This is a genomic window from uncultured Oscillibacter sp. (assembly GCF_910587525.1).
Taxonomy (GTDB): Bacteria; Bacillota; Clostridia; order Oscillospirales; family Oscillospiraceae; genus Oscillibacter.
Genome location: NZ_CAJULS010000048.1, coordinates 1 through 15706, shown reverse-complemented (window position 1 = coordinate 15706; position 15706 = coordinate 1). Strand labels below are relative to the sequence as shown.

The following is a 15706-nucleotide window of genomic DNA, read 5'->3' as shown; positions in this document are numbered from 1 at the left end:
CCACACCTCCCCCGCCGCCCGGGTCAGCCCCGCGGAGGAGGAGTGGAACACCGCCAGGATCGGCACGCCGCCGTAGAGGATCACCTGCCCGTCGGTGCCCGCCACGGCCTCTTCGATCTTTTTCTCATAGGCGCCGGCGTTCTCGCCCCAGTTGGCCCTGGCCCGCTCCTCGCCGATATAGGCCTGACAGCAGGTGGGGTTTGTGCAGATGTCGGCGGCATCGCCGTGGTTTCCGCCGGTCTGGAGCTTATACAGCGTGTATGTCCGGGCCGCCACCGCCTGGGCCTTCAGCGCCTCGGGGTGGAAGGAGGCGGGCATTTCCGCCCGCACCACGCCCAGAAGATACTCCCCCAGGTCCATCTCCAGCACCGTCTCTCCGTCCAAAACCCGCAGAGCGGACTCCCCGTCCAGCTGGCCGCTGACAAAGGGCTGGCCCTCTGTCTCGTCCACCGGGGTCTCCCGCCCGAAGAGGGCTGTGCGAAAAGGCGCCACCACCAGCAGGGGCAAAACAAACAGCGCCGCCAGCAGCGCCGCCGAAACGGCGACGCTCTGCCGGACCTGATTTCTCCGTCTCATAGGGTTCCTCCTTTGTCAAAGGCCGCCGGGGCCTGTCCTTCCCATTACTTTATGCGCCGGAAGGGAATTTAAGAAGCTGTTCCAACCGCCAAAGGATACAGACCTGCGGGCCAAAATCCCCGCCGGCAGGGCAAACCGCGGGTACGGTTTGTGTTTCAAGATTTCTAAGGTCTCTTGAATAAAATACACTCCAAGGCAGCCGCCGGCGATTTTGGCCGCGGGGATACGTGCCGGGGAAAACTGGTGCGGCTTCTTAGAGCAATGGGCGAAGCGGCCCATCGTGCCGGTCCTCTTTCACTTTCGTGCCGCTGATGTCAGGCGTTCGGAATCCTTTACAAATATCCAAGGCGGGGAGCCATCGGTCACGGACAGTTCCCCGGCCAATCAAAATTTGTCATTCTCCATGGATATACATTCTTGACATATGAAGCTCGCCATTGCCCTGTACCATACAAAAAAATTCCCAACCGTAACATTCATAAAAAGAAGTGTGGTCTGTCAGAAGATACAGGGTATCAATCCCTTTATTTTTCATATCGCCGCATACATAACTCAATAAAGCGCCGGCAACTCCTTTACAGCGCCTGTCCTCTTCGGTATATACTGCACAAACATTCGGGGTAAGGTCTTTTCGGCTGTGAAAATCGTTTTCAATAACGCCTAATCCCCCAATAATCCGGTTTCCTTCCATCGTGACATACCATTGGAGAATCGGGGATTTTTGTAAAAGGCAGTCTTCCATACTCTCCATATATGCCTCAAATGGAATTTTCCATTTTTGATGAAACCACAATGCGGCCTGCTCCTTTATTTCGGGTTGATCTGTGAGCCGAATGATTTGATAATCCATTTTCTGCGGTCTCCTCCATAGAGCATGATTTGCCGGTTCAATTATACCATGGCCGGTTTTGACTGTCAAAACGGTTTGGCAAAAGGGAAGGACCTCCATGCCAACAGCACAAAAGACAGAAGAGAACACGATCGGGAGGCGTCCTCTTCGCAGATTTTATGCAGGGGCCGCAAAACCAGAATCCCGGATGATAAAATGCCCAGTTGGACGCTTTCGTATAATTTTTCATTGTTGCTAAATGTTTGAATCCGTGATATACTTCCAGATGACTTTTTTATCCGAAAGGATTTTGTGTATGAAAAAGCAACTCCTGCTTCCCCTGGCCGCCGCGGCGGGGGGCGCCGCCGCCCTGGTGCTGCGGCTGCTGCAAAATAAGACAGGCTTTGAGGCCGCCACAGGGCTGCCCGTCTCCGGGAATGCCCCGGGGCTGGCGCTGATGGCGCTTCTGGCGGTTCTGGCTGCGGTGCTGCTCCTTCTGACCAGGCTGCTGCCTACGGAGAATGAGGACGGCCCCTTCTTTCCTGAGGATTTCCGCACCGGGAACGCCGGACTTGTGGCACTGCCCGTCATGGGCATCTTCCTCATGGCCCTCTCCGGCGCACTGGACATCGCGGCCGGCGCCTCCCTGCTGAGCGCGCTGGAGAGCGTGGGCGGTCCGGACGGCCCCGCCGTGGTCTGGTCCGCCTGGGGCGCGGCCTCCGGACTCACCCTCACCCCCAGGGCCCGGGTGCTGGCGGGGGCGCTGGTGCTGACTGCCGCCGTGAGCCTCTTCCCCGCCGCCGCCTGCTGCCGCCGCCGGCCCGGCGTCCGGCCCAGGACTGCCAGCCCCGCCCTGCTGCTCATTCCCCCGGTGTGCATGGTGGCGCGGCTGGTGCTGGCCTACCGGGTGGACTCTGTGAATCCGGCGCTCCAGGCCTATTATTTGGAGATCCTGGCCCTGACCTTTATGACGCTGGCCTTTTACCGTCTGTCCTCTTTTGCCTATCACGCTGTCAAGCGCCGCCGGTTTGCCCCCTACGCCGGCGCGGCCGCGGCGCTGTGCATGGCGGCCCTGGCGGACAGCGATAGTCTGTCCGCCCTGCTGCTGTACGCCGGCGGCGCGGTTACCCTGCTGGGCTTTTTGTTGCTGTGGCTGACGGAGGGGCAGTCTGTTTCGGAGATCGTGGAGGACGACGGCGGAGCCGCTGTCTAAGGAGAGGGACGGGGCGTGACACAGCAAACCTGCCGGCCAGGTCAAAGCGCCGTGGGAGAAAACCGGAGCGGGCAGAGGTCCCCAGATATCGATATTTACAGAATGTTCAAAAAAATTCAGGAATCTCTTCATATTTTCCGGTTATGATGATCCCATCCTCCAAGGAGGACAAACTCCCTCTCATTTCTTTTTTCTCTCCAAACACGGCGGTGCGGATCCGGGCAGCGGGCGCACCGCCGTGTTTGTTTGCCCCGCGGGATTTTTCCGCGGCCTGATGCGGCAGAACGCCAGCGTTTTCCGGCGTTTCCTGGAAGATGTCCTTGCAAAAGTCCGGGGAATTATATATAATGGCGCCATAGACAGGTTCCGGGACGAAGATGCCGCCCGGGGAACATGGAGGAATGAACTATGCGAGGAGTTCACAGCGCGGTAGACGATATTCGCCGCACCGTATTTAAGGAGGTCGCCCGTCTGGCCTTTGAGGGCAGCGATCCCCGCCAGGCTGACCAGATCCCCTATAAAATGATCCAGGGCGACGTGGCCCATCACCGCCACGATGTGTTCCTGGAGCGGGCCATCGTAGAGGAGCGGGTGCGTCTGGCCATGGGACTGAACATGCGCTACGCCGGAGACGCCACGCCCATCAGCGAGGACATCCAGTGGGCCGAGAAGTTCCAGGAGCACTACCAGAACCCCCTGGTCAACATCATCCCTTACGCCTGCAACGCCTGCCCGCCCAAGCAGATCCGCATCACGGACAGCTGCCAGGGCTGCATCTCCCACCCCTGTATGAACGTCTGCCCCAAGGACGCCATCTATCTGGACAAGGACAAGCACTGCCACATTGACCAGGACAAGTGCGTCAAGTGCGGCAAGTGCTATAACCAGTGCCCCTACCGGGCCATCAGCCGGATTGACCGCCCCTGTGCCGCCGCCTGCGGCATGGACGCCATCGAGTCCGATGAGTTGGGCCGGGCAAAAATCAACTATGACAAATGCGTCTCCTGCGGCATGTGCCTGGTGAACTGCCCCTTCGGCGCCATCGCCGACAAGAGCCAAATCTACCAGCTGGGCCAGGCCCTGCGCCGGGGCGAGAAGGTCATCGCCTGCGTGGCCCCAGCCTTTGTTGGCCAGTTCGGCAAGGACGCCACCCCCGCCAAGCTCAACGCCGCCATGAAGGTTCTGGGATTCTACGATGTTGTGGAGGTGGCCATCGGCGCGGACCTGTGCACCGTGCAGGAGGCCGAGGACTTCCTGGAGGAGGTGCCGGCGAAGCAGCCCTGGATGGGCACCAGCTGCTGCCCTGCCTGGAGCGTCATGGCCAAGAAGCTGTATCCGGAGTTTGCGGACTATATCTCCATGGCCCTGACACCCATGGTCATTACTGCCCGCATGGTGAAAAAGGATCATCCCGACGCCAAGATCGCCTTTATCGGGCCGTGCTCAGCCAAAAAGCTGGAGGCCAACCGGCGCACAGTCCGCTCCGATGTGGACTATGTGCTGACCTTCGAAGAGCTCCTGGGCATCTTTGATGCGGCGAGCATCGACTTCGCCGCCCTCAAGGCCAACCCGGAGGACGATATGGACGAGGGCAGCGGCATGGGCCGCGGCTTTGCTGTAGGCGGCGGCGTGGCCGCCGCGGTGGTGGAGGCCATCAAGCACATCGACCCGGACCGGGAGATCAAGATCGAGTACGGCGACGGTCTGAAAAACTGCCGCAAGATGCTGGCTATGGCCAAGGCCGGCAAGCGGGACGGCTATCTGCTGGAGGGCATGGGCTGTCCCGGCGGCTGCGTGGCCGGCGCGGGCACGATTCGCCCTGTCAAAGAGAGCACGGTGAACGTAGCCCAGTTCAAGGGGGCCGCGCCGGAGCAGAGCTGTACCGCAAGCCCCTATCTGGACCGGCTGAAAGAAGTCGAGGAGTAGAGAGCTGTATTCACAACCGCTGAACGCTGTCTTGGCGGACTTTTCCCGCCATACTGCGCGATTTCCCCTGCCATATGTCAGTATGGCAGGGGAAATTTTTTTATCCGCCGGGATGATGGTTTCATTTTGGAAGACAACGGCACTTTTGCGGAGCAAAATGGAAAAGCCGTCAATTTCTGTAGGATTGTCAAACAAATTGGACAAGGAACCCGGCAGGGGGAGCGCCAGTCAAGCGGTCTCACCGGCAAGTTGTTGGTGCGGCGGTTATGGACAGAAAGCTGTTTCTTGAAGTCGGCCATTGCCTGTAGGTCATGTCCTGTGTTATACTCTTGCTCATGAAGGATATGGCTCCTTTCGGTCTGGTTGGTGTGTGGCAACTCAACTTTAACCGGTTTGCCTGCATCCACTTTTTTATTTAGACCAGCCGTTATATATGGAGAGAGAGGGAAATCCCCGAGAGAATCTGTTTCCAATAGGGCAGTTGGGACGGGGTAAGACAAGTGTTCAGCTACATTTTATACATGAACCAAACTTCCGTAAAGCGGAAGCTAATTGGAACAAGAGAAAAAAGCGGATAAATGCAGATAGAACTTTTGTGAACTTTGGCTTTAGTGCAGCGGAGCCGAGAAAAGACGAGTATCTGGCAGCATTCGACCAATTGCCTTATCATAAAATCTGTATGTATTCCGGAGTAACAACTGTAAAAAATGTGATATACTCGAGGAGATTTGAGTGGAATTGGTTTCATGATAAGCGAGTGGAATTTATAAACTTTGCTGATTGGATGAGGCCGCACCATAACTTCCTGAAAGTAATAGATATTCTCAAATTGTTAAATGGAGAGCCGGATTTTATACGGGAAGGGTAACGGGATAATTGTTTGCTTTACCAGGATTTTAGAAATTTTCGGCCACGGCATTGTCATAGTAATTACCTCAGTTGCTTTTTCCACTTCGCCATGATACCATATGGAAAACAACGGCAGGAGGGACAATGATGAATACTCTGACCATCCGCGCCGCCGCTCTGGAGGACGCCGCCGCCCTGCTGGCAATCTATGCCCCCTATGTGGAAAAGACCGCCATTACCTTTGAGTACGCCGTCCCCTCCCCGGGGGAATTTGCCGGCCGGATCGCCCGAACGCTGGAGCGGTATCCCTATCTCGCCGCGGAGAGCGAAGGTGAGATTCTGGGCTACGCTTATGCCGCTCCCTTCAAGGAGCGGGCCGCCTATGACTGGGCCGTGGAGACCACGGTTTACGTCCGGGAGGACGTGAAGCGGCAGGGCGTGGGCCGGGAGCTGTACGGCGCACTGGAGCGGTGCCTTGCGGCCCAGGGCATCCTGAACCTCAACGCCTGTATCGCCTGCCCGGAGCGGGAGGACGAATACCTGACGCGGGACAGCGCGGAATTTCACCGGCGGCTGGGCTACCGGACGGCGGGGGAGTTCCGCCAATGCGGCTGCAAGTTTGGCCGGTGGTACGGCATGGTCTGGATGGAGAAGCACATCGGGCCCCACCCGGCGGACCCCCCGCCGGTGAAATCCTTCCCGGCGGTCTTCCGCCCGGAGCTCCTCCGGTGAAAAAAGATTGACATTTCCCTCAAAGCGGCATATACTACGGCTTGCAAGGGAGTTCCCGGAAGGGGGCTGAGAGGAGGGTGTTACCCCTCGACCTTACCTGATTTGGATCATGCCAACGTAGGGATGCAGCTTTTCGCCGCGGCGGGCGGCGGTTTCGTGTAAACACGCGGGACATCCCTGTGGGATGTCCCGCTTTTTGTATCTTCAAAACTTCCAAGGAGGTCTGACTATGACGGTTTCCCAGCGCCTGCGGGAGGCGGCCCGTCCCATTTGGGACCGGTGCCTGACCCATCCCTTTGTCACAGGGATCGGAGACGGCACGCTGCCGGTGGAGAAATTTCAATATTTTATGCTTCAGGATTACCTGTATCTCTTTGACTACGCCCGGGTATTCGCCCTGGGGGTGGTGAAGGCCCGGGATGCGGCACTGATGCGCACTTTTGCCCAAAATGTGGACGCCATCCTGGGTGGGGAGATGAAGATTCACCGGGCCTATATGGCCCGGCTGGGGATTTCGGAGGAACAGGTGCTGGCGGTACAGCCCGCCCTGGATAACCTCTCCTACACCCACTATATGCTCTCAGTTGCCGAGCGGGGCGGCCCCATGGAGATCGTGGCCGCCATTCTGGCCTGCTCCTGGAGCTACGCCGAGATCGGGCAGGCCCTGGCCGGGATTCCCGGGGCGGCGGAGCACCCCTTTTACGGCGAGTGGATCCGGGGCTATGCCTCGGAGGACTACACCGCCGCTAATCAGGCCCTCATTGAGCTGACGGACCGTCTGACGGCGGGGGCGGCAGAGGCGGAGCTGGCGTACCTTACGGGGATCTTCGTCAACTGCAGCCGCTATGAACTGGGCTTCTGGGACATGGCCTGGGAGACGCGCCCATGAAGGCCCTGGCGTTTGAGAACGTCTCCTACCAGTATCCCGGCGGGGATTTCGACATTATTGACGGCCTGAGCTTCTCCGTGGACCCCGGATCCTTCCACTGCATCGTGGGCGCCAGCGGGTGCGGCAAGAGCACCATTCTCCGCCTGGTCTGCGGACTGCTGCGGCCCAGGGCCGGGACCATCCGGGTGGACGGCGCGCCCATTGCGGAACAGTCTCACTACTGCGGCTATATGCCCCAGCGGGACCTGCTCTTTCCCTGGCGCACCGTGGGGGAGAACCTGGCCCTGCCCCTGGAGATCCGGGGCGGGTACACCAGGGCGGAGCGGCGGGAGCTGGCGGAGGAGGCCCTGGCGGACGTGGGTCTTGCGGGCTGTCAGGATAAGCTGCCAAAGGAGCTCTCCGGCGGAATGCGCCAGCGGGCGGCCTTTGCCCGCACCATGCTGGCGGGCAGCGATCTGCTGCTGCTGGACGAGCCCTTCTCCGCCTTGGACTTCCTCACCCGGGTCTCCATGCAGGAGTGGCTGCTGGAGCAATGGGAGAAGCACAAAAAAACTATCCTCTTCATCACCCACGATGTAGAGGAGGCGGTCTTTCTCTCCGGCAGCGTACTGGCGGTGGACAGGACGCCGGTCCGCACGCTTGCGAAGATCCCCGTCCCGGCGGACTATCCCCGATGCCGGGCCTGTCTCGCCCGCCCCGAGATGGCGGAGCTGCGGGAGGACCTGATCGGGATGCTGAGAAGGCAGGTGGATGTATGAACAGAACTGGCCGCGGCAGTCTGCCTGCGCTGGTCTTCCTCTTTGTCCTGCTGGCGCTCTGGCAGCTGGGGGCCATGCAGGTGAACGCCGCCTATATCCTGCCCACGCCCGTCCAGATCCTCCGGCGGCTGTGGGAACTGCGGGGCCCCCTCTTTACGGTCCACCTGCCCGCCACCATGGCGGTGACAGGGCTGGGCCTCGCCATCTCTCTGGTCCTGGGCCTGGGGCTGGCGGCGGCCATGGACTGGAGCCCCCTGCTGCAAAGGTGCCTCTACCCGGTGGTGGTGGCCTCCCAGACCATCCCCACCACCGCCATCGCGCCGCTGTTCGTGCTGTGGTTCGGATACGGCGTGTGGAGCAAGGTGCTGGTATCGGTGCTGATGACCTTTTTCCCCATCACCATCACGGTGTACGACGGCCTCCGCTCCGCCAGAGCGGAGATGGCGGAGCTGCTGGAGACTTACGGCGCCTCTCAATGGGATATTTTCCGCAAGATCAAGGTCCCCTGCGCCCTGCCTTATTTCTTCTCCGCCGTCAAGATGGCGGTGCCCATCAGCATCATCGGCGCGGCCATCGGGGAGTGGCTGGGGGCTCAGAAGGGCCTTGGGTACTTCTCCCGCCGGATGATGACTCAGCTGGACGGGGCGGGGGTGTTTGCCCCCATCGTGCTGCTCAGCGCCGCGGCCATGGTGCTGACCGGCCTGGTGGGCCTGGTGGAAAAACGGGCTGTAAAATGGCGGGGAGAGAGCTGAGGAAGCGGCAGAACGCCGGGAGAGCGGCGGTCCGCCGTCCCTGGGATAACATTTTTTGACGGGATCGGAGAGATTTGCTATGAGACGGATACTTGCACTTTTAGCCGCAGCGACGATGCTGCTGTCCGGGTGCTCCGTGGGCGTCATCGGCGGCGCGGACGGACCCACGGAAGTGATTGCCGGCAGCGGAACAAAGCCGCGGGAGCTGGATGTGGTGCTGGACTGGTACCCCAACGCCCTCCACGCCTTTTTGTATGTGGCCATGGAGAAGGGATACTACGCCGACGAGGGATTACAGGTGAATATCCGCTTCCCCTCCAACGCCAACGACGCCATCTCCCTGGTGGCGGCAGGGAAGGCGGATATCGGCCTCTACTACCAGCAGGACGTGATCCAGGCCCGGGCCAACCATGCTGTGCCGGTGAAGTCCATCGGCGCCGTGGTCCAGGGGCCGCTGAACATTGTGCTGTCATTGAAGGAGAGGAATATCACCTCTCCCGCCGACCTGGTGGGCAAGACCGTGGGCTACGCCGGAACAGAGCTGTCTGAAGCGCTGATCCGCAGCATCATGGCCAATGTGGGGGCGGACTACAGCGATGTGACCATGGTCGACGTGGGATTTGACCTGATGAGCTCCATGACCACCGGCAGCGTGGACGCCACTATCGGGTGCCTTGTCAACCACGAGGTGCCCCAGATGGAGGAGGAGGGGTTCTCCGTCAGCTGGTTCGATCTGGACGACTACGGCGTCCCCACCTATTACGAAGGGGTGTTCCTGGCTGGCGACACGGCCATTGAAAACGACCGCGAAACCCTGGCGGCCTTCCTGCGGGCCAGCGCGAGAGGCTTTGCCGACATGAGGGCGGACCCGGAGGAAGCCCTGGCGATTCTCCTGGCCAACCAGAATGAGGAGAACTTCCCCCTGTCGGAGACCGTGGAGCGGTCCAGCATGGAAACGCTCCTTCCCATGATGGAGACAACGGAGGCACCGTTTCTCTTCCAGTCCGACGGATGCTGGCAGGAGAACATCGACTGGATGCTGGAACAGGGGCTGATCGACAGCGCCCCGGCGCTGGACGATGTCCGGGTAAACATTTTGTTCTGACCAAAACGCCGGGGGCGGGAGGCTGAGCCTCCCGCCCCCGGCGATATGATCTTTTACAGCGGCCGCTCCTCCGCTCCAGCGGCGGTCAGCACCGCGGAACAACCGAATCCCGCCGCCCTGGCCAACGCCGCCGCCCGGTCATAGCCAAAGACAATGGCGGCGGCGCTGTGGGCGTCGGCAGTGAGGATCACCCGCCCTCCCATGGTGCGCCACTCCTCCAGAAGGAACAGCGCCGGATAGGGCGTATGCCGGTATCCCCGGGACATGGCCCCGGTGTTGATCTCCAGCAGGGTGGCCTGTGGGTCCGCAGCGTGGAGAGCCGCCAGCGCCGCGGCGCGGTACCGGGGGGAGTCCTCGTCAAAGAGGGGCGTCCCCTCGTTGAATTTTGTAATGAGGTCGATGTGGCCCAGGATGGTGGGCCCCATGGCGGCCATACGGCAAACCTCTTCATAGTAACGCTCCGCCATGGCACAGCCGTCGCCACTAAAGGCGGTTTCACAGCAGGCGGCCAGGGTCTCCGCATCCCAGTCCACGGTATAAAATTGGCCTTCAGGCCCTTTCAGCCGGTGGGCGCTGCCAATCCAGTAGTCAAATCCCTCCGGCGAGACGTCTGCGCAGTTGTCCAGCTCAATGCCCAGCAGCACGTCCATGCGGCCGGCGTACTCCGCCCGCAGGCGCAGCACCTCCCCACGGTAGGCAGTCATATCCGCGGGCAGAACGCAGCCCGCGTCCTCAGGTATGGGCGTGTGGCTGTGGCCTGAGGCCCCAAAGGATGCCACCCCGGCCTCACAGGCCGCCCGGGCCATCTCTGCCAGGGTGTTTTTCCCGTCACACATAAGGGAGTGGGTGTGGACAGAGCAAAACTTCCTCACTGCATCCGCTCCTGCTTCACCTTGTGGTCCACCACGTGGCGCTTTTCCAGCTCCCGGGTGATATCCTCCACTGTGATGCCCATCTGCACCATCAGCACCATCACGTGGTAGCACAAATCCGCGATCTCATAGACGGTCTCCGCCCGATCCTCCTTGCGGCCGCCGATGATGACCTCGGTGCACTCCTCGCCCACCTTTTTCAAAATCTTGTCCAGTCCCTTCTCAAAGAGGTACGTGGTGTAGCTGCCCTCCTTGGGGTTGGTCCTCCGGCCCTGAATCAGACGGTACAGGCCCTCATAGCTGAACTGCTTCAGCTCCTCCGAGAGGTACAGGTCATTGAAAAAGCAGCTCTCCGCCCCGGTGTGGCAGGCGGGGCCGTCCTTCACCACCTCCACCACCAGGGCGTCGCCGTCGCAGTCGGCAGTGACGGAGACCACGTGCTGGCAGTTGCCGGAAGTCTCGCCCTTGCGCCACAGCTCCTGACGGCTGCGGCTCCAGAAGCAGGTGCGGCGTTCGTCAATGGTAATGGCGAGGCTCTCCGCGTTCATATAGGCCAAAGTCAATACCTCTTTGGTGTAGTGGTCCTGCACAATGGCAGGGATGAGGCCTTTTTCATCAAACTTTAATTCCTTGATATCCATAGTGATACTCCTTTTGGTCCCCTGGCGGAGGACGGGGGTTTTCCCGCCACGGGCGGGGACGGGGGTTGTGCCGCTTTGCGGCACGGAATGCACGGCCATCACCATGGCTGAATCTCTCCCGCCCGCCAGGGCAAGCAACCGCCTACACCCGCATGGGAACTCCCATTTTTTTCAAATACGCCTTCAAGGCAGAAATCTCCACCTGCCGGGTGTGGAAAATAGAAGCCGCCAGCCCGGCATCCACGCCGCGGTGCGTAAACAGCTCTGCAAAGTGCTCCATACTCCCCGCCCCGCCGCTGGCGACAATGGGCACATCCACCCGGCTGGCCAGCGCGTCCAGCATCTCCAGGTCAAACCCTTGCTTCACCCCGTCGGTGTCGATGGAGTTTAAAACGATCTCACCGGCGCCGTCTTCCACGCCCTTCACGGCCCACTCCATGGCGTCAATGCCGGTGTCCTCCCGGCCGCCCTTGGCGAAAAGGCGGAACTGCCCGTCCACCCGCTTGACGTCCATGCTCAGCACCACGCACTGGTCGCCGTACTTTCTGGCCGCCGCGGCGATGATCCCGGGGTCCGCGATGGCCCCGGAGTTGACGCTGACCTTGTCCGCGCCGCACTTGAGCACCCGGTCGAAGTCGTCCAGGGTCCGGATGCCGCCCCCCACCGTCAGGGGGATGAAGATCTCACCGGCCACCCGGCGCAGGATGTCCGTGAACAGACTGCGCCCCTCGGCAGAGGCGGTGATATCGTAGAACACCAGCTCGTCCGCGCCGGATTCATTGTAAAACTTCGCCATATCCACCGGGTCCGCCATGTCCCGAAGACCCTGGAAATTGGTGCCCTTGACCACCCGCCCGTCCCGTACGTCCAGGCAGGGGATGATGCGCCGCGCTAACACGCCCCCACCTCCCCGATGACGGCTTTCAGATCCAGCCGCCCGGTGTACAGGGCCTTGCCCAGAATGGCGGCGTGCGTACCGATGGCCTGGAGCGCCTTCAGCTCCGCGATGCTGCCGACGCCGCCGGAGGCGGTGACATTCAGCCCCCGGATCTCCGCAAGTTCCCGGTAGATGTCCAGGTTGGCGCCCCGCTCCGCGCCGTCCCGGCTGATGTCGGTATAGATCACGGTCCGGACGCCGGCGCCGAAGAGGCGGCGGCAGAAGTCCACGCCCCGCTCTTCCGACAGCTCCCTCCAGCCGCTGACAGCCACATATCCGTCCCGGGCGTCCACGCCCACAGCGATTTTGTCCCCGTATTTCCGGGCCATGCGGACGGTGAAATCAAAGTCCTTCACGGCGATGGTGCCCAGGATGCACCGGCCCACTCCCAGGTCCAGGTACTGTTTGATCCGGTCCTCGGTGCGGATGCCGCCGCCCACCTCCATATAGAGTCCGCCCTGCTTCGCGATGGCGGCAATGGAGTCAAAATTGGCCAGGGTGCCGTCTTTGGCCCCGTCCAGATCCACCACATGGAGGTATCCTGCCCCGGCGGCCAGGAAGTCCCGGGCCGCGGCGCAGGGGTCCTGGCCGTAGACGGTCATCTTGTCATAATCTCCCTGGTAGAGCCGGACCACCTGTCCGCCCCGCAGGTCAATGGCGGGAAAAATCTGCATGCTCCCTCTCCTTCCCATACGCTCTTTCAATAACAACGCCGTCCGGCGGTATTCTGCCATTTTCAGACCAGTCAGCTGAGCACCTTGCAGGACAGCTCCTCCGCCTCCAGGCGAATAATCTCCACCGCGTCCACCATTGCATCACCGAACGTCCAGGGGCCCGGTCCGGCGGTGTGTTCCATCAGGGCCGTAAGGCCCGTCCGCTTCTCCTCCGCCGTCTCCAGAAGGGTCACCGGGCCGCCGCCCATGACGCACTGGAACCGTGCGGTATACTCGCAGGCGATCTCATCGGAGACCACCTGATGTCCGGCATCCATCTCAAAGGACGCCCAGCCGCTCTCCCGGATCAGGTCGATTTTCCGCCCTTTTTTGGCGCTGTGAAAATAAAACGTATAGCGTCCGCTCTGCTCCGTAAAACCGAAATCCAGGGGCACGATATAGGCCCTCCCGTCTTCGCAAAGTCCCAGACGGCAGCAGTCACAGGCGGCAATGATCTCACGGATTTTCCCGGGGTCCGTTACCTCCCGGTCTTTTCTTCTCATGGCTCTCATAGGGTTCTCTCCTCTCACAGCTCCGCGAAGGCCCGCAGCAGCCGCAGTCCCGCGTCTCCGGACTTCTCCGGGTGGAACTGGGTGCCCCACACATTCCCATTCCGCACCGCGCCGGTGACGGCTATGTTTCCGTACCGGGACACGCCCAGGGTGGAATTGCCGCAGTCTCTGGCGTAGAAGCTGTGGACATAGTAGACATACTCGCTGTCCCGGAAATATTTGAACAGCGGGTCGTCCCGCGCAATCTCCAGGCTGTTCCAGCCCATATGGGGGACCTTCAGCGTCTTGTCCTCCAGATCCTCCCGCAAGCCCACCACCTGCCCGGGCACCAGGCCCAGGCCGGGGTGCTCGCCGTACTCAAAGCCCCGGTCAAACAGCAGCTGCATCCCCAGGCAGATGCCAAGCAGGGGCTTGCGGGCCGCCTCCTCCCGGAGCACCGGCGTCAGACCCGTGCCGTCCAGCTTCTCCCGGGCGTCCCCAAAGGCCCCCACGCCGGGGAGGATAATCTTGTCGGCGGACCGAAGCCGCCCGGCGTCCCGGGTCACCTCCGTCTCCGCCCCCAGGGCCCGCAGGCTGGAGGAGAGGGAGAACAGGTTCCCCACGCCGTAATCCACAATGGCAATCATTTACAGCACGCCCTTTGTACTCGGGATCTCGTCCCGGTGTTTCGCGTCCGGGGCCGCGGCCATTGTCAGCGCCCGGCCCATGCCCTTGAACACGGCCTCCAGAATATGGTGGGTGTTCTCCCCCGCCATCTGGCGGATGTGGACGGATCCGGGGCAGTTTCGCACAAAGCCCAGCCAGAACTCCTTTGCCAGCTCCGTGTCAAAGTCCCCCACCTTCCGGGCGGGCAGGTCCACCGCCCAGCCCAGGTAATCCCGGCCGCTGAGGTCCACGGCACACAGCACCAGCGTCTCGTCCATGGGCAGCAGGAACTGCCCGTACCGGGTAATGCCCCGCTTGTCCCCCAGGGCCTCCGCAAAGGCCTGCCCCAGGCAGATTCCAACATCCTCCACACTGTGGTGGAAATCCACCTGGGTGTCCCCATGGCAGGTGAGGATGAGGTCAAAGTCCCCATGGCGGGCGAAGAGCTCCAGCATATGGTCCAGGAACCCCACACCGGAGGAGACGGAGGATTTTCCGGCGCCGTCCAAGTCCAGAGTCAGCCGGATCTGGGTCTCCCGGGTGTCCCGTTTGATGTTAGCCGTTCGCATGGCGGCGCCTCCTTACATATCTTCCAGTATCCGGGCCAGCTCGTCCGTCAGCGCCGCCAGCTGCTCCATGGAGCCCACGGTGATGCGGACAAAGTCCCGGATGCGGTCCCTGTCAAACCAGCGGACCAGAATGCCGTTCTCCTTCAACTGGCGGTACAGTTCCCCGCCGGGGATTTTGCCGCACCTGGCGAAGACAAAGTTGGCGGAGGAGGGCAGCACGGTAAAGCCCAGTCCCTCCAGCTCCTCCGTCAGCCAGGCCCGGTTTTCCCGGATGGTCTCACAGCAGCTCTGGAAGTAGGCCTCGTCCTCCATGGCGGCGGTGCCGGCAATCAGGGAAAGGCGGTTGACGTTGTAGGGGTTGAAGCTGTACTTCACCCGGTTCAGCGCCTGAATCAGCGCCTCACTGCCCAGAGCAAAGCCCACCCGTCCGCCGGCAAGCTGGCGGCTTTTCGACATGGTCTGGGTGACCAGAAGATTGTCATAGCGGAAGATCATGGGCACACAGCTCTCGCCGCCGAAATCCACATAGGCCTCGTCCACGATCACCACCCGGTTGGGGTCCGCCTCCAGCAGCCGCTGAATGTCCTCCCGGGGCACGGCAATACCGGTGGGGGCATTGGGGTTGGCGATGACAACGGTGCCGGGGAAATCCATGTAGTCGTCCACATTCAGCGTGAAGTCCTCCCGCAGGGGGATTACCCTGGCCTCCAGGCCGAACAGGGCCGCCTGGGACTGGTAGAAGCTGTATGTGACATCGGCAAAGGCCGCAGGCCGCCCCGTGCCGCAGAAGGCCCGAAAGGCGAAGGCAAGGATCTCATCGGAGCCGTTGCCGGAGATCACATTGGCGCTCTGGAGGCCGTAATGGGCGGCAATGGCGGCATTGAGCTGCCCGCAGGCAGGGTCAGAATACAGGTTCAGCTTCAAAAGCTCCGCCCGGGAGAGGGCCTTGAGAACCCTGCGGGAGGGCGGAAAGGGGCTCTCGTTGGTGTTCAGCTTGACATACTGCTGGTCCCGGGGCTGTTCACCAGGGGTGTAGGGGGCGAGGCGGTTCGCCTCAGGGGAGAGGAAATTCTTCATATTGAAACACCTCTTTCAAATATGGGGCTTATTCCTTTGGGGCCGTCCCACGGGGCGGGACGAGGGGGTTCCCGCCGCGGGCGGGGACGGGGGTGCACGGCTTCGCCGTGC

The 15706-nt window shown here is 61.4% G+C and carries 18 protein-coding genes and 1 riboswitch; of the genes, 8 read left to right on the top strand and 10 right to left on the bottom strand.

Annotated elements, in window-relative coordinates:
• Together QZ326_RS06190 and QZ326_RS06185 are read right to left on the bottom strand one after the other, a co-directional pair.
• Positions 1-576, bottom strand: a 576-nt coding sequence (locus QZ326_RS06190; RefSeq protein WP_295742680.1) for a SpoIID/LytB domain-containing protein, incomplete at its 3' end; no start/stop codon positions are given.
• Positions 577-970: 394 nt separating this feature from the next.
• Entirely contained in the window at positions 971-1426 is a 456-nt protein-coding gene (locus QZ326_RS06185; protein WP_295742678.1) for a GNAT family N-acetyltransferase, read from the bottom strand.
• A 295-nt stretch (positions 1427-1721) separates the two neighbouring features.
• On the opposite strand from QZ326_RS06185, the gene QZ326_RS06180 reads away from it, so the two are divergent.
• The 8 genes from QZ326_RS06180 to QZ326_RS06150 all read left to right on the top strand — a co-directional run bounded on the left by QZ326_RS06180 (position 1722) and on the right by QZ326_RS06150 (position 9629).
• Entirely contained in the window at positions 1722-2618 is an 897-nt protein-coding gene (locus QZ326_RS06180) for a hypothetical protein (RefSeq protein ID WP_295742676.1), read from the top strand.
• Positions 2619-3026: 408 nt separating this feature from the next.
• Positions 3027-4544 (top strand): 4Fe-4S dicluster domain-containing protein, encoded by a 1518-nt coding sequence (locus QZ326_RS06175; protein ID WP_295742673.1) that lies wholly within the window; start codon positions 3027-3029, stop codon positions 4542-4544.
• 397 nt (positions 4545-4941) lie between these two features.
• Entirely contained in the window at positions 4942-5412 is a 471-nt protein-coding gene (locus QZ326_RS13415; protein WP_303437091.1) for a DUF1919 domain-containing protein, read from the top strand.
• Positions 5413-5537: 125 nt separating this feature from the next.
• Positions 5538-6125, top strand: a complete 588-nt coding sequence (locus tag QZ326_RS06170; protein WP_365328541.1) for an N-acetyltransferase family protein — start codon at positions 5538-5540, stop codon at positions 6123-6125.
• A gap of 35 nt (positions 6126-6160) precedes the next feature.
• Positions 6161-6267, top strand: a riboswitch (TPP riboswitch).
• Positions 6268-6354: 87 nt separating this feature from the next.
• Positions 6355-7014 (top strand): thiaminase II, encoded by a 660-nt coding sequence (gene tenA / locus QZ326_RS06165; RefSeq protein WP_295742670.1) that lies wholly within the window; start codon positions 6355-6357, stop codon positions 7012-7014.
• Positions 7011-7772 carry an ABC transporter ATP-binding protein gene (locus QZ326_RS06160; protein ID WP_295742667.1) on the top strand — a complete coding sequence of 254 codons (762 nt, stop codon included), beginning with the start codon at positions 7011-7013 and terminating at the stop codon, positions 7770-7772. Before tenA ends, QZ326_RS06160 begins: the two co-directional genes overlap by 4 nt.
• Complete coding sequence (locus QZ326_RS06155; protein ID WP_295742664.1) at positions 7769-8524, top strand: ABC transporter permease; 756 nt, start codon at positions 7769-7771, stop codon at positions 8522-8524. Before QZ326_RS06160 ends, QZ326_RS06155 begins: the two co-directional genes overlap by 4 nt.
• Before the next feature lie 79 nt (positions 8525-8603).
• Positions 8604-9629 carry an ABC transporter substrate-binding protein gene (locus tag QZ326_RS06150; protein WP_295742661.1) on the top strand — a complete coding sequence of 342 codons (1026 nt, stop codon included), beginning with the start codon at positions 8604-8606 and terminating at the stop codon, positions 9627-9629.
• 53 nt (positions 9630-9682) lie between these two features.
• On the opposite strand, the gene QZ326_RS06145 is transcribed toward QZ326_RS06150, so the two are convergent.
• The 8 genes from QZ326_RS06145 to hisC all read right to left on the bottom strand — a co-directional run bounded on the left by QZ326_RS06145 (position 9683) and on the right by hisC (position 15595).
• Complete coding sequence (locus QZ326_RS06145) at positions 9683-10501, bottom strand: histidinol-phosphatase HisJ family protein (RefSeq protein WP_295742659.1); 819 nt, start codon at positions 10499-10501, stop codon at positions 9683-9685.
• Positions 10498-11142, bottom strand: a complete 645-nt coding sequence (gene hisIE, locus QZ326_RS06140) for a bifunctional phosphoribosyl-AMP cyclohydrolase/phosphoribosyl-ATP diphosphatase HisIE (RefSeq protein WP_295742656.1) — start codon at positions 11140-11142, stop codon at positions 10498-10500. The genes QZ326_RS06145 and hisIE overlap by 4 nt, the downstream gene beginning before the upstream one ends.
• A gap of 142 nt (positions 11143-11284) precedes the next feature.
• Positions 11285-12040, bottom strand: a complete 756-nt coding sequence (gene hisF / locus QZ326_RS06135; protein WP_295742653.1) for an imidazole glycerol phosphate synthase subunit HisF — start codon at positions 12038-12040, stop codon at positions 11285-11287.
• The gene (gene hisA / locus QZ326_RS06130) at positions 12034-12753 is read right to left on the bottom strand and encodes a 1-(5-phosphoribosyl)-5-[(5-phosphoribosylamino)methylideneamino]imidazole-4-carboxamide isomerase (RefSeq protein WP_295742650.1); all 720 of its coding nucleotides are present in this window, start codon (positions 12751-12753) and stop codon (positions 12034-12036) included. The genes hisF and hisA overlap by 7 nt, the downstream gene beginning before the upstream one ends.
• Positions 12754-12824: 71 nt before the next feature.
• Positions 12825-13304, bottom strand: coding sequence for a pyridoxamine 5'-phosphate oxidase family protein (locus tag QZ326_RS06125; protein ID WP_295742647.1), 480 nt, complete (start codon positions 13302-13304; stop codon positions 12825-12827).
• A 14-nt stretch (positions 13305-13318) separates the two neighbouring features.
• Complete coding sequence (hisH, locus tag QZ326_RS06120) at positions 13319-13930, bottom strand: imidazole glycerol phosphate synthase subunit HisH (protein ID WP_295742644.1); 612 nt, start codon at positions 13928-13930, stop codon at positions 13319-13321.
• Positions 13931-14518: an imidazoleglycerol-phosphate dehydratase HisB gene (gene hisB, locus QZ326_RS06115; protein ID WP_295742642.1), complete on the bottom strand. Its 588-nt coding sequence runs from the start codon at positions 14516-14518 to the stop codon at positions 13931-13933.
• A gap of 12 nt (positions 14519-14530) precedes the next feature.
• Positions 14531-15595, bottom strand: coding sequence for a histidinol-phosphate transaminase (gene hisC / locus QZ326_RS06110; protein WP_295742640.1), 1065 nt, complete (start codon positions 15593-15595; stop codon positions 14531-14533).
• Positions 15596-15706: the final 111 nt, after the last annotated feature.